We start from the raw sequence: 12,948 nt of genomic DNA, 5'->3' as shown, positions 1-12,948 counted from the left end.
CGCCCCTTTGCCAACCTGACTTCCGCTCACCTGACAGATAGGGGCAACGAGCCAGATCGTGCCCCCTGGGTCTGCGCACGGCCCCTTCGCGGCTTCTCGCCAGGCCCTGGTGAATAATCCGGGCTAGAGGAGGATCAGCGCCGCCAGTCCCACACCGAGCAGCACGAGGATCACCGCCAGGGTCCGGGTCGGGAGGGCCTCCACGCGTGCCGGCAGCGGCATGGGGGCGGGAGGCTCGGGCGGAACGTAGGGCTCCTGGGTGACGCTCAGCCGCAGCAGGACCGATGGGGACAAGCTCTGGCAGAGGTCCTCGGGCCGGAAGGGCTCCCCATTGATGATGAGCCTGGGCCGTTCGGAGCCGGCCGGCTCGGGAGTCTCGGGGGGCGTGGAGGGAGGAGCGGTCATCTGTCCTCCACTGTAAGCCATCCGGCGAATCCCGACAGTCGGGAGCCCTCGCATCATCATGTCCAGGGCCCGGGTGCGCTTCGAGGAGCGTGCCCGGCGTGTCCTCGGGCAACGGGCAAGCAGCTCCGGTAGGAGGCAGTGCGAGGGTGGGAGCGCCGCCTGGAACGCTCCCCGCTGTACTCCAGTGGGCGCCGGGCCCGTCACATTCCCGGCGAGCCCCCGGACGCCGCGTTAATCTCGGGGCATGTGGCGGATCCTGAACCCCAGCAAACTGAAGATGCCTTCCGCGGAGGAGGCCCTGCCGGGCCGTTCCACGCGGATGGCGGTTCCCAAGAAGCACTACGTCAACGGCGCGCCGCTCGAGCCGCCCTTCCCGGAGGGAATGGAGCAGGCCATCTTCGCCCTGGGCTGCTTCTGGGGGGCCGAGCGCAAGTTCTGGCAGACGCCGGGCGTGTATTCGACCTCGGTGGGGTATGCCGGGGGCTTCACGCCCAACCCCACGTATGAGGAGGTGTGCTCCGGCCGCACGGGCCACACCGAGGTGGTGCTGGTGGTGTACGACCCGAAGAAGGTGTCCTTCGAGACGCTGCTGAAGGTCTTCTGGGAGAGCCACGATCCGACGCAGGGGATGCGCCAGGGCAACGACGTGGGGACGCAGTACCGCTCGGCCATCTACTGGACGACGGAGGCGCAGCGGAAGGCGGTCGAGGCCTCGCGCGAGGCCTACCAGAAGGTGCTCACGGCGGCGGGCTACGAGCCCATCACCACGGAGCTGCGCGCGGCGCCCGAGTACTACTACGCCGAGGACTACCACCAGCAGTACCTGGCGAAGAATCCGAACGGGTACTGCGGCATTGGGGGCACGGGAGTGAGCTGCCCCGTGGGCGTGGCCGCCGCGCCGTAGCGGACGGTGTCCCAGGCGGCTCCACCCCAAGGTGGGCTCTGGCAAAGCACCGCGTGCTGAGCAACGCTGCCAGCCAGGATGCAGCTCATCACGGAGGAGTCTCACGTCCTCGCGCGTCCACACACAGGGGGAATGGCCATCTGGGGTGGGGGGTACTGATCATGACCGTTCACTGGAAGCCCTACTTGGACATCAACCCACAACCCGTGACCCATCAGGAGCTGGAGCAACTCGAACAAGAGTGGGGTGTTCGCCTCCCAGAGGAATACAAAGCCCTCGTCACCTCATATCAAGGCATGACGCCTGAGCCCGCTGTCTTTGACGTGGGGAGGGGCACCAGCGTATTCAATGTGCTGTTGACGATAAGGCCATACGAGAACCGTGAGGGCTACGCCGTCAGACGGATCCACGAGGTCTTGGAGCCTCACCTTCCCAAGGGCATATTCCCATTCGCCGAAACGTCCGGTGGCGAGTCCATATGCTTTGACTACCGCTCCGGCTCAGGACAACCCAAGGTCGTCCTGGTCACCGTGGAGACCTTCATCTACCCCATCGCCGACAGCCTGACGGATTTCCTGAACAGGCTGCACGATTGACAACTCCAGAAAGGAGCTGTTCCCGAAATCGATTCGGACTCCTGATGGCCCCGCGCCCTACTCCGAGCGCATGGCCTCCACTGGCGCCGCATCAAGCCCCAACGATGCGTTCGCGTCCCGTCAGGGATGGCTCGAAGCCAGCCACTGGAGAACCTGGGTGACTCAACAATTGGGAGCCCATCCCGAGAGCAGCACGAGCGCAACGGGACGCCCTCGCCATCGTCTCGTAACGGAGCGGGGTAGCACATAGCCGCCGCCCCCAACTCCGGGCGCATGGTGTCCGTTGGATCCAGGAGGCGGGAAATCCGCCAGAAAGGCTGTAACCTGATCCCAGCAGGCTCTATCTCGGAGCGACTTCGTCAATCAACCAGGACCACATCCATGAGAATCGTCCTCTGCTGCCTGGGGATCCTGTTCGCAGCGCCCGCGTTCGCCAACTCCATGGAGGAAGGCCTGTGCCCGAAGGCATCCTCCTTCGCCGAAATGGAAGCGTCGGAGAAACTCTGCCGCTCCTTCATTCAGGCCTTGGGGAAGCTGCCAGCGGAAACAACCAAGGAAGTCCGGGCGATGCTGTCTCCGGAGAGCCTGGCTGTCATGAGCAGCGTGACAGCGGCATGGATCGGCACCCAAGGCATTCCTGTTGTTGGACAGGCGGTGGACGCATCGCTCCTGGCGCTTGGCGTCATCGCCCTCTCCGCACAGACAGCGGTCGTAACCGACTCCGTCTGGAAATATGTCCAGTACGCCTCCGAGGCCAGAGACCCTCACGACCTGGAGGTGGCGGCCAATCATCTGGCGAGAGCCATGGCCACGGTGGGCGTCAGGGTGGGGGTTGCCCCAGGGACTTCCGTGGCTCCCGCGCTTGCCATCACGGGAGGGCACTCCGAGGGTGGGCGGGGGCTGCCAACGAACGCGAAGCCCAAGAAGGTGAGCCTCGAACAGTTCAAAGGCTGGCTCGACAAGGCAAAACGGCGGCCTACGCCCGAGAGAACCGAGGCCTATAAGTACCAGCGAAAGCACGCGGGCCCAGAGGAAATGCTGGTCTCTGGAGGTGGGAAACAGGTCTGGGCGGATGGTGCTCGCATGGACAGCGCACAACAGCCCCTTCATCCCCGCGTCGAAGTGCGACGACTATGTTCGTTCAATGATTCAAGAGGAAGTCGCTGAAGAGTTCAGCCGTTATGCCGCCGTCATCAACGACGCCCAGACTCCCGCTGTTGCCCTGGAGGTCGTCATCAATGACGGCAGGGCCGCGCCCTTCTTCGAATCATTGCTCCGGCGTTTTGCACTCCCGGGTAAGGTGATCGTCCATCCATGAAATACTTTGTCATCGCCACGCGGGATGGTGTCCTGTCCACAGAGGACTTCGCACAGAGCCTGGTGTCGCGATGGCCTGGCGCGGAAGTGACACACGTCACCGAACCCGACAGCCGTCATGCGCTGGAATTCCTCGTCCCCATGGGTCAGTCACAGTTGGACGGCTCTCTCAACCGGAGAGGCAGCTGCATTGCCTTCGAAGCCGACCTCCTGGACTCCGCCGTGTTCGCCCAATGGTGCCGCTCCTCCATCGCCGCTCACGAGCCCCTCACCTTCTGTGACGAAGGCATGCACGGCAACGTGAAGCTCGACATGACGACGACGGTGGAGGATCTCCTCCACGCGTTTTCCTGAAGCGAAGCGCTCGCGCCCTACTCCGAGCGCATGGCCTCCACGGGATCCAACCTCGCGGCGCGGGCCGCGGGGTAGATGCCGAACACCAGGCCCACGCCCGAGCTCATCACCAGCGAGAGCGCCACCGCCCACGGGGGCACCACGGTGTTGAAGCCCAGCACCCACCGCGCGAGGAAGGCCAGCCCGAAGCCGAGCGCCACGCCGATCACCCCGCCCAGCAGCGACATGATCACCGCCTCGGTGGCGAACTGCGCGAGGATGCGGAACTTGCGCGCCCCCAGCGCCTTGCGGATGCCGATCTCCTTCGTCCGCTCCGTCACCGACACCAGCATGATGTTGAGGATGCCGATGCCGCCCACCACGAGCGACAGCAGGCACACCCCGAAGCTGGCGATGGTGATGACCTGCGAGAGGCTGTTGAAGGTCTGCGTCATCGACTCGTTGGTGTGCACCTCGAAGTCGTTGGGCGCCAGCGGGGCCACGTCACGCCGGCGGCGCATGAGGTTCGTCACCTCTTCCTTCGCCTTCTCGAGCAGCTCCGGCTCGCGCGCCTGCACCGCGATGTCCACGGAGTCCACCTCGCCGTAGACCATCTCGTAGGCGCGCATGGGCACGATGAGGACGTTGTCCATGCTCACCATGCCCAGGAAGCTGCCCCGCCGCTGCAGCACTCCGATCACCGTGAACGGACGGCCCTTGACGCGCAGCTGCTGCCCGAGCGGCTCCATGCCCGGGAACAGCGTGTCCGCCACGTCGATGCCCACCACCGCGACCTGACGGCCGTCCACCGCCTCCACCGGGCTGAAGAAGCGCCCCGAGGCCACGGTGATGCCACTGGTGCCGATGTACTCGGACGTGGCGCCCGTCACCTGCACCCCCGGCCGCGTCTCGATCGTCGCGCTGGAGAGCTTCTGGCCTCCCGACGTGTCCGCGGCGGACACCACGCCCACCGAGGGACAGAACTCCTGGATGGCCCGCATGTCCTCCAGCGTCAGATTCTGGCGCCTGGCGTACATCCGCCAGTTCACCCGGCCGAAGCCCGAGGGCCACTTGCTCACCTCGAAGGTGTTGGCGCCCAGCTGTGACAGGTCGTTGTTCACCTTGAGGCGCAGGCCCTCGATGAGCGCCATCATGACGATCACCGTCGTCACGCCGATCACGATGCCCAGCAGCGTGAGCAGCGTGCGCAGGGGGTTGCCCATGAAGGTGCCCATGGCCAGGCGCAGGTTGTCGGCCATGGCCAGCAGGTTGGCCTGGAAGCGTCGGAACATGCTCGTGCTCACTCGTACCGGAGGGCTTCCACCGGGTCCAGGTTCGCGGCTCTCGCCGCCGGCCAGATGCCGAACAGCAGTCCCACCAGCGCGGCGAAGCCCACGCCGCCCACGATGGTGAAGAGCTGCACGTCCGCCGCCAACGGGGTGATGAGGGACACCACCTTGGCCGTCCCCAACCCCACGATCGTCCCCAACAGGCCGCCCACCGCGGACACCGCGGACGCCTCCATGAGGAACTGCACCACGATGGTGCGCTTGCGCGCCCCGAGCGCCCGCCGGATGCCGATCTCCCGCGTCCGCTCGCGCACCGACACCAGCATGATGTTCATGATGCCGATGCCACCCACCAGCATGGTGATGAAGCCCACGCCCAGCGCCACGCCATAGAGCGCACCGGTGAGCTGCTCGTACGTCTGGGCGAGTTGCTCCGGGCGGTTGATGGAGAAGTCGTCCGGGACGCCCGGGGGCGTGCCCCGCACGCGCCGCACGATGCCCACGAGCTGCTCCTCCGCCATGCGGATGTCATGCCCCTGCTCCACGGCCATGGCGATGCTGAAGGGGCGGCCCTTGCCGAAGGTGGAGTAGAACGTCTTGAAGGGCACCATCACCGCCAGGTCCTGGTCCCGCTCCAGCAGCTTGCCCTTGCGCGCCAGCGTGCCCACCACCTGGAAGGGCCGGCCGTCGATGCGGATGGAGCGGCCCAGGGGATTGAGCCCCGGGAAGAGGCCCTCGGCCACGGTGGCGCCGAGCACGGCCACCGGCCGCGTCACCGCGTCATCCGCGTCCGTGAGGGGACGCCCCGTCACCACCTGCCAGGAGCCGATGGCGAAGTACTCCTGCGTCACCCCGAAGACGTCCACGGTGGAGAGCTGCTGGCCATTGAAGCCCACGTCCCCGTTGCGGCCGACGATGGGCGAGATGGCGGAGATGAACGGCGCCTGCGCGCGGATCTGCTCCACCTGCGGCAGGGTGAAGTTCTTCCGGTTGCGGTACATCCACCAGTCCCCCTTGATGACCCAGGGGAACTTGGAGACCTGCAGCGTATTGGAGCCCAGCGAGGACAGCTGCTTGTCGAAGGAGGCGTTGAGCCCCTGGATGATGCCGATGATGGCCAGCAGCGTGGCCACGCCGATGCCGATGCCCACCGTGGTGAGCACGGTGCGCATCCGGTTGGCTCCCAGCGAGAAGAAGGCGATGCGCGCCCCCTCCATCACATCCACGCGCACGGCCTTGTTCATGCGCCCCCCGCCGCCTGCGCCTGGGGCGCGGGCACATCTCCCAGGGCCACCTGGCGCCCGGGCCCGTCCGCGACGATCTCCCCGTCACTGAGCCGGATGGCCCGAGGGCAGCGCGACGCCAGCTTCGGCTCGTGCGTGACGAGCACCAACGTGTTGCCCGCGCGGTGCAGCTCCTCGAAGAGCCGGACGATCTCCTCGCCCGTGGCCGAGTCCAGGTTACCGGTGGGCTCGTCCGCCAGGAGCATGGAGGGCTCGGCCACCAGCGCCCGGGCGATGGCCACGCGCTGGCGCTGGCCACCGGACAGCTCGTTGGGCCGGTGGTGCATGCGGTGCTCCAGGTGCACCTTCGCCAGCGCGGCCCTGGCCCGCTCGCGCCGCTCCTTGGCCCGCATACCCCGGTAGATGAGCGGCAGCTCCACGTTGGAGAGCGCCGTCTCCCTGGGCAGCAGCTGGAACGTCTGGAAGATGAAGCCGATCTCCTCGTTGCGCACCACGGCGAGCTCGTCGTCCGTCATGCGCGACACGTCCTTGTTGTTGAGCATGTAGCGGCCGCTGCTGGGCGTATCCAGGCAGCCCAGCACGTTCATCAACGTGCTCTTGCCCGAGCCGGACTGGCCGATGATGGCCACCCACTCGCCACGGCCGATACCGAAGGAGACGCCCCGCAGCGCGCGCACCTCCTCGCCACCCACGTGGAAGACACGGGTGACGTCCTGCACATCGATGAGCCGGGGAGACCCGGCGCCGTTGGCTTCGCTCACGACTTCTTCCCACCCGGACCGCCGGGGCCGCCCGGGCCGCCTGGCTGCGGCTCGCGCACGATGTCCCCGTGCTTCAGTTCCTTGGACAGCGTGCGGTAGGGACCCTCCACCACCTTGTCGCCCTCGGCGATCCCCTCGAGGATCTCCAGGTCCGTGTCGGAGGCGATGCCCGTGCGCACCCGGCGCATCTGCGCCTTGTTGTCCGCGTCCACCACGAAGACCACCTTGGCCAGCGTCTCGGCGCGGCGCGCCACCGTCAGGCCCGTGCCCTCCACCGGCGGCTTGTAGTCCGGCAGGCTCTTCTCCGGACGCACCGTCACCGACTGGATGGGGACGAGCACCGTGTCGTCATGCTTCTCGGCGGAGATGCGCACCTCGGCGCTCATGCCCGGCAGCACCCGCGCCGGCCGCGTGCTCAGCGCCACCGTCACGGGGAACGTGGTGACCTCGGCCTCGGTGCCGGGGTTCTTGATGAGCGCCTTCTGGGCGATCTCCACCACCGAGCCCTCGTAGGACTCGCCCTCCAGCGCGTCCACGGAGATCTCCGCGGGCTGGCCGGGCTTGAGGTGCACCACCTCGTGCTCGCCCACCTCGAACTTCACCTCCATCACGTTGAGCGCGGCGATGGTCATCACCACGTCCTCGGAGAAGTCCGAGCCCCGCACGCGCTCACCCACCTCGCGCGACAGCTCGATGATGTTGCCGTCGATGGGCGACACCAGCGTCGTCTTGGAGAGGTTGGTCTGCGCCTCCTCGTAGGCGGCGGAGGCCTGGGCAAGACGCTGCTGCGCCGAGGCCAGCCGGGCCGCGGCCGTGTCCCGGGCCGCGCGCGCCTGATCCACCTCGGCCGCCGAGGCCAGGCCCTTCTTGCCCAGCTCCTCCACGCGGGCGAGATCGGCCGTGGTGCGGTTCACCTCCACCTGCGCCACCTGCGTGTCCGAGCGCGCCGCGTTCTGCGCCGCCAGCGACTGCTTGGCCGAGGCCTCGTAGCGCTTGCGATCGATGCGGCCCAGCACCTGGCCCTTCGTCACCCGCTCCCCATCCTTCACCAGCAGCTCCGTCAGGTCGCCGGAGAGGTTGGAGGAGATCTTCACCGTGGTGGCCGCCTGCACCTTGCCGGCGCCCGTGATGGTGCGGGTGATGCTGCCCTTGCGAGCCTTGCCCACCTGCGCCTCCACCGTGGGGGGAGGCCGGTCCTTCAGTCCGCCCACCGTGATGGCCGCCGCTCCGAGGAACAGACCGCCTGCGATGACCGCCTTCCACCACTTCATTTCGCCTCTCCCGGGGCCAGAGTGCCCATGGCCCGCATCAGCGTGAAGCGGGCGATTTCGACGTTGATCCTGTTCTCCAACAGCGTCAGCTCGGCCTGCGTGAGCTTGAGCTGCGCGTCGCGCACCTCCAGCGTCGAGCTGACTCCGGCGTTGAAGCGCTCCTCGGCGAGCACCAGCGCGTCGGCGGCCGCCTTGCGGTTGGCCTCGGCCAGCTGCGCGGAGGTGATCTGCGACAGCAGCGCCACGTGCGCCTGGCGCACCGAGCCCTCCAGCTCGCGCTCGTTCTGCTGCAGGTTCAGCTCGGCCACCCGGGTCTGGTAATCGGCCCGGCTCGCCTGCGCCTGCGTGGTGAAGCCGTTGAAGAGATCCCAGGAGATGTTCAGGCCGCCGCGCACCGCGTTCTGCCGCGCCGGCTGGCCGAAGAAGATCCCCGGATCCTGGCCCTGGCGCTGGTAGGTGCCGTCCAGGGAGAAGCGCGGCAGGTAGCCGGCGGTGGCGATGCTCCGCTGCAGCTCGGCGGCACGCAGCCGCTGCCGCAGCACCACCAACAGGGGACGGCGGGTCCTCGCCGCCTCCAGCGCCTCCTCCAGCGAGGGAGCCGGCGCGGGCGCCTGGGTCAACACGCCCGGATCCACGGCCTCCACGGCCTCCGCGCCCGGCATGGCCAGCCACGTGGACAGCCGCGCCTGGTCCGTGGCCAGTTGCGACTGCCGCGTCACCACGGCGATGCGGTCATTGCCCAGGTTCACCTGGGCGGACAGCTCCTCGGCCTTGCCCACCCGGCCCGCCTGGAAGAGCGCCCGCGCCCGCTCGAGCTGCTGCTCGCTGCGCCGCACGTTGGCCTCCAGCACCTGGATGGTCGCCTGGGAGCGGAAGAGCGAATAGAAGCGGTTGATGCCCTCCAGCTCGGAGGTGTCCTGCTGCTCGGCCGCCTCGCCCCGCAGCGCCTCCAGCTGCGCCCCGCTCTGCTCCAGCCGCGCCCAGACGCCCCGGTCATAGAGCAGCTGCGAGACGGTGACGCCCAGGTTGAAGTTGGGGTACGCCACTTCCGACGTGTCGACCGCCAGCTGCTCGAAACCGCCGCCCTCCACGGGCACGATGTTGTAGGAGCGCTGAGGGCCGATGTACGTCAGGGAGGCGCTGCCCGAGAACCGCACCTGGGGCAGCAGCGACGAGCGGGCGATGCGGACGTCCTGCTCGGCGGTGGAGGCCTGCAACGCGGCGGTGAGGGCCTGGACGTTCTCCCGGCTCTTCGCGCGGGCGTCCTCCAGGGAAACAGGGGTCGCCTGGGTGGCGAGCGCCACCGCGAGCATGAGCACGTTCATCGTCCACCTCCCGGACCACCCGCGCCACGCGGACCGCCGGGCCCTCCGGCCATCATCGCGGGCACGCCAATGAAGAACACTCCGACGAACAGCACGTAGAGCACCACGAAGAGCAGCACCGCGCGGCCCTTGCTCATCCCCGTGGCCGAGGAGAAGCCCAGCCCCAGCAGCGCCACGCTCCACAGGTTGAAGAAGTCCACGCCCCGCAGCACCTTGGCCATCTTCGGCGACAGCCCGTCCAGGGCGGCCAGGCTCGAGGGCACCAGGTCCATCACCCGCGTCTCGGAGAGCGAGTGCTGCGCCAGCGCACACAGGGCGAAGATGAGGTGGTAGAGCGCGATGGGCAGCATGGCCAGCGCCGCCGCCGACATGAGCTGGCCGAAGGGCGCGCTCCGGTCACACAGCCACGCGACCACCCACAGCGCCGCCGCCAGCACCAGCGTGAGCAGCGGCATCACGAAGACGCCCTTGGCGATCCCCGCCACCAGCGCCTTGCGCGAGGCCGTCTGGATCTCCTCGGAGATCTCCGTCTCCGTGGCCCGCGCGAGCTGGCCAGACATCTGCATCTGCTGCACCACCGCGGGGCCGGCGTCCCAGCGGAGGGAAAAGGCCGTCCCGGAAGCGGACACGCACACGGCGAGAATCAGGAGGGGCCACACCCAGCGGCGGGCCTCGATGGCGGCTCCGGTCGCGTCGAGCGGGTCGAGGAGCACACGGGTGGGTTGAACGATTGAGCTCATAAGGAGAGGTGGCGGGGCGACGGGATGTACGCCCAGGAGCGCCCCCCATTGCAAGCCGGATGACAAGGGCCCTCCAACAGGCTAGCAGCCGTACCATTCCCGGGTCCCCTCACGGAGCGTGGGAGTGTAGCGACCTGTAGCGGAAATTTTGCCGAGTGGATCCGAAGGGTGTATGTGCTCGCCTGCCCGCCTGCCGGAACACGAATGGTCGACAGCTCGGATCTCGCTCAGGTTCTCCACGAAGCCCATGACATCGCCCAAAGCGTGGCACAGAAGCCTACGTCGGCCCACGTGCTGTTGGCACTGTTCACGGTGGAGAACCGGGCGCAGCTCCTCCTGAAGGAGAAGGGCGTCGACGAGGACAGCCTCCTGGAGAGGATGACGTCGCAGCCCTCGGAGCAGGACGGGCTCGTGCGGGAGCTGTGCATGCGGGCGAGGGAGATCGCCCAGAGCAGCGGCGCCCGTGAGACGGACTGCATGCACCTGCTGGTGGCCTTCACCCGGGTGCGCTGCGCCGCCAGCGAGCTGATGGCCAAGGCGGGCCTGCACCTCATCAACCTGGGCAACACCGCCCTCTCCTATTGCCTCAGTGGGAGCATGCCCCGGAGGCTCCAGCCGGGCCGCAACGCGATGTCGATGGGCATGCCCCGCCCCGGCCGCCCCCTGGGTGCTCCGCCCTCGGCGCCACCCGCATCCGCCCTCGCGCTCTCCGCGCGCCCCGCCCCGGCGCCGGCCCGTCCGTCCCGGCCCGCGCTCTCCCCGCGCGACCTCATCGACGAGGTGAACGAGGACGTGCCCGGCGCCGCCGAGCCCACGCCGGTGCCCCCGCTGCCCACGCGCACCCCGCCGCCGGCTCCCGCCGTCCTGGCCCCGTCTCCCGTGACGGCTCCGGCCGCTCCGGCTCCCCTGCCCGTCTCCCCGCCCCGTCCGGCGCCCGTGCAGGTCCGTCCCGCCGCGCCCTCGCTGGTGCTCGACGAGAAGCGCTTCCCCCTGCTCACCTCGCTGGGCCGCAACCTGAGCCGGCTCGCCCAGGAGGGGAAGTTGGATCCCGTGGTGGGCCGCGCCAAGGAGATCGAGGAGGTCATCGACATCCTGGGCAAGCGGCGCACCAACAACCCGTGCCTGCTGGGCGAGGCGGGCGTGGGCAAGACGGCCGTGGTGGAGGGCGTGGCGCAGCGGCTGATTGAGCTGCGCGGCACGCTGGCCGAGAAGATCCTCCTCGAGCTGGACATGGCCACGCTGGTGGCGGGCACGCAGCTGCGCGGCTCGTTCTCCGAGAAGCTCAACGCCCTCAAGGAAGAGGTGCGGCGCGCGGATGGACGCGTGGTGGTGTTCATCGATGAGATCCACACGCTGGTGGGCGCGGGCTCCACGGGCGAGGGCCCACAGGACGCCGCCAACGAGCTGAAGACGGCCATGGCGCGCGGCGAGTTCCCCTGCATCGGCGCCACCACGCACGACGAGTACCGCAAGTTCATCTCGCAGGACCCCGCGCTGGAGCGGCGCTTCACCCCGGTGGTGGTGCACGAGCCGTCGGTGCCGGAGACGGTGGAGATCCTCCAGGGCATCATCGGCCGCTACGAGGAGCACCACGGGCTGCGCTACGCCCCCGAGGCGCTGGAGGCGGCCGCGTCGCTGGCGTCGCGCTACGTGACGGAGCGCTTCATGCCGGACAAGGCCATCTCCGTGGTGGACCTGGCCGGCTCGCGCAGCCGCCGCGAGGGCAAGGAGCTGGTGGAGGCCTCGGACGTGGCCCGGGTGGTGGCGAAGATCGCCGGCATCCCCGAGGAGCGTCTGTTGATGACGGACTCGGCGCGGCTGCTGCGGCTGGAGGCGGACCTGGGCGAGCGCGTCATCGGCCACGAGGAGGCCATCTCCCGCATCGCCCGCGTCATCCGCCGCAACTACGCGGGCTTCGCCTCGCGCCGGCCCATGGGCTCCTTCCTCTTCCTGGGCCCCACGGGCGTGGGCAAGACGGAGATGGCGCGCGGCCTGGCCGAGGTCCTCTTCGGCAGCAAGGAGTCGCTGGTCCGCCTGGACATGAGCGAGATGGCCGAGAGCCACGGCGTCTCGCGCCTCATCGGCTCGCCCGCGGGCTACGTGGGTTATGGCGAGGGCGGCCAGCTCACCGAGCCCGTGCGCCGCCGGCCCTCGTGCGTGGTGGTGCTGGACGAGATCGAGAAGGCCCACCGCGAGGTTCAGCTCCTCCTGCTCCAGGTGCTGGAGGAGGGCCGCCTCACGGACGGCAAGGGCCGGCACATCGACTTCTCGAACACGGTCGTCATCCTCACGACGAACCTGGGCGCGGACGCCTTCCACAAGACGAGCCGCGCGCTGGGCTTCGGCTCGGCGGCGGCGGAGGTCACCAAGGGCCAGAACGACATGGACGCCGCGAGCGCCACCGCGCGTCAGGCCCTGCCCCCCGAGCTGTGGAACCGCATCGACGAGCGCCTCCCCTTCCGTCCCCTGACGGAGGAGCAGGTGGCCCGCATCGCCACCCTGCTGCTGGAGGAGAGCAGCCGGCGGCTGGTCACCGAGAAGGGGATTGCCTACGTGGCCGGGACCGAGGTGGTGGAGCTGCTGATGAAGTCGGGCGGCTTCGACCCGAAGCTGGGCGCCCGGCCCATGCGCCAGGTGGTGCAGCGGCTGGTGGAGGCGCCCCTGGCCGAGCGGATCCTCGCCGGCGAGTTCATGGCGGGAGACCGGGTGCAGGTGTCCGTGCAGTCCGGGGAGTTGCAGTTCCTGCGCGAGAGCCGCTGAGCC

Annotated in this window: 13 protein-coding genes and 1 pseudogene; 7 read left to right on the top strand and 7 right to left on the bottom strand. The window is 68.7% G+C overall.

Going from position 1 to position 12,948, the window contains the following annotated elements:
* Positions 1–123: 123 nt before the first annotated feature.
* A complete protein-coding gene (locus AC16DP_RS41335) occupies positions 124–405 on the bottom strand; it encodes a hypothetical protein (protein WP_483957044.1) in 282 nt (93 codons plus the stop codon).
* A 244-nt stretch (positions 406–649) separates the two neighbouring features.
* On the opposite strand from AC16DP_RS41335, the gene msrA reads away from it, so the two are divergent.
* The 6 genes and pseudogenes from msrA (at position 650) to AC16DP_RS41305 (ending at position 3,576) form a co-directional block, all read left to right on the top strand.
* A complete protein-coding gene (gene msrA, locus AC16DP_RS41330) occupies positions 650–1,309 on the top strand; it encodes a peptide-methionine (S)-S-oxide reductase MsrA (protein ID WP_483957043.1) in 660 nt (219 codons plus the stop codon).
* Positions 1,310–1,384: 75 nt separating this feature from the next.
* A pseudogene (locus tag AC16DP_RS41325) lies at positions 1,385–1,468 on the top strand (HNH endonuclease); the annotation flags it as partial.
* A gap of 2 nt (positions 1,469–1,470) precedes the next feature.
* A complete protein-coding gene (locus AC16DP_RS41320) occupies positions 1,471–1,905 on the top strand; it encodes an SMI1/KNR4 family protein (RefSeq protein ID WP_483957042.1) in 435 nt (144 codons plus the stop codon).
* Positions 1,906–2,286: 381 nt separating this feature from the next.
* Positions 2,287–3,072, top strand: coding sequence for a hypothetical protein (locus tag AC16DP_RS41315; RefSeq protein WP_483957041.1), 786 nt, complete (start codon positions 2,287–2,289; stop codon positions 3,070–3,072).
* Positions 3,050–3,223, top strand: a complete 174-nt coding sequence (locus tag AC16DP_RS41310; protein ID WP_483957040.1) for a hypothetical protein — start codon at positions 3,050–3,052, stop codon at positions 3,221–3,223. The genes AC16DP_RS41315 and AC16DP_RS41310 overlap by 23 nt, the downstream gene beginning before the upstream one ends.
* Positions 3,220–3,576: a hypothetical protein gene (locus tag AC16DP_RS41305; RefSeq protein WP_483957039.1), complete on the top strand. Its 357-nt coding sequence runs from the start codon at positions 3,220–3,222 to the stop codon at positions 3,574–3,576. Before AC16DP_RS41310 ends, AC16DP_RS41305 begins: the two co-directional genes overlap by 4 nt.
* 17 nt (positions 3,577–3,593) lie before the next feature.
* Here the strand turns inward: AC16DP_RS41305 and AC16DP_RS41300 are convergent, their stop codons facing one another.
* The 6 genes from AC16DP_RS41300 to AC16DP_RS41275 are packed head-to-tail and all read right to left on the bottom strand — an operon-like array spanning position 3,594 to position 10,185.
* Positions 3,594–4,823, bottom strand: a complete 1,230-nt coding sequence (locus tag AC16DP_RS41300; RefSeq protein WP_483957045.1) for an ABC transporter permease — start codon at positions 4,821–4,823, stop codon at positions 3,594–3,596.
* Positions 4,824–4,855: 32 nt separating this feature from the next.
* Complete coding sequence (locus AC16DP_RS41295; protein ID WP_483957038.1) at positions 4,856–6,088, bottom strand: ABC transporter permease; 1,233 nt, start codon at positions 6,086–6,088, stop codon at positions 4,856–4,858.
* A complete protein-coding gene (locus AC16DP_RS41290; RefSeq protein ID WP_483957037.1) occupies positions 6,085–6,849 on the bottom strand; it encodes an ABC transporter ATP-binding protein in 765 nt (254 codons plus the stop codon). Before AC16DP_RS41290 ends, AC16DP_RS41295 begins: the two co-directional genes overlap by 4 nt.
* Positions 6,846–8,120 (bottom strand): efflux RND transporter periplasmic adaptor subunit, encoded by a 1,275-nt coding sequence (locus AC16DP_RS41285; RefSeq protein WP_483957036.1) that lies wholly within the window; start codon positions 8,118–8,120, stop codon positions 6,846–6,848. The genes AC16DP_RS41290 and AC16DP_RS41285 overlap by 4 nt, the downstream gene beginning before the upstream one ends.
* The gene (locus AC16DP_RS41280; protein WP_483957035.1) at positions 8,117–9,445 is read right to left on the bottom strand and encodes a TolC family protein; all 1,329 of its coding nucleotides are present in this window, start codon (positions 9,443–9,445) and stop codon (positions 8,117–8,119) included. Before AC16DP_RS41280 ends, AC16DP_RS41285 begins: the two co-directional genes overlap by 4 nt.
* Positions 9,442–10,185: a YIP1 family protein gene (locus AC16DP_RS41275; protein WP_483957034.1), complete on the bottom strand. Its 744-nt coding sequence runs from the start codon at positions 10,183–10,185 to the stop codon at positions 9,442–9,444. Before AC16DP_RS41275 ends, AC16DP_RS41280 begins: the two co-directional genes overlap by 4 nt.
* A gap of 204 nt (positions 10,186–10,389) precedes the next feature.
* Here AC16DP_RS41275 and AC16DP_RS41270 point away from each other — a divergent pair, with 204 nt between their 5' ends.
* On the top strand, positions 10,390–12,945 hold the full coding sequence (locus tag AC16DP_RS41270) for an AAA family ATPase (RefSeq protein WP_483957033.1): 2,556 nt from the start codon (positions 10,390–10,392) through the stop codon (positions 12,943–12,945).
* The last annotated feature ends 3 nt before the right edge of the window (positions 12,946–12,948 follow it).

It is taken from the genome of Archangium sp. (assembly GCF_057119385.1).
Note: the sequence above shows the minus strand (reverse complement) of the source record. Positions and strands in the feature narration are given on the sequence as shown.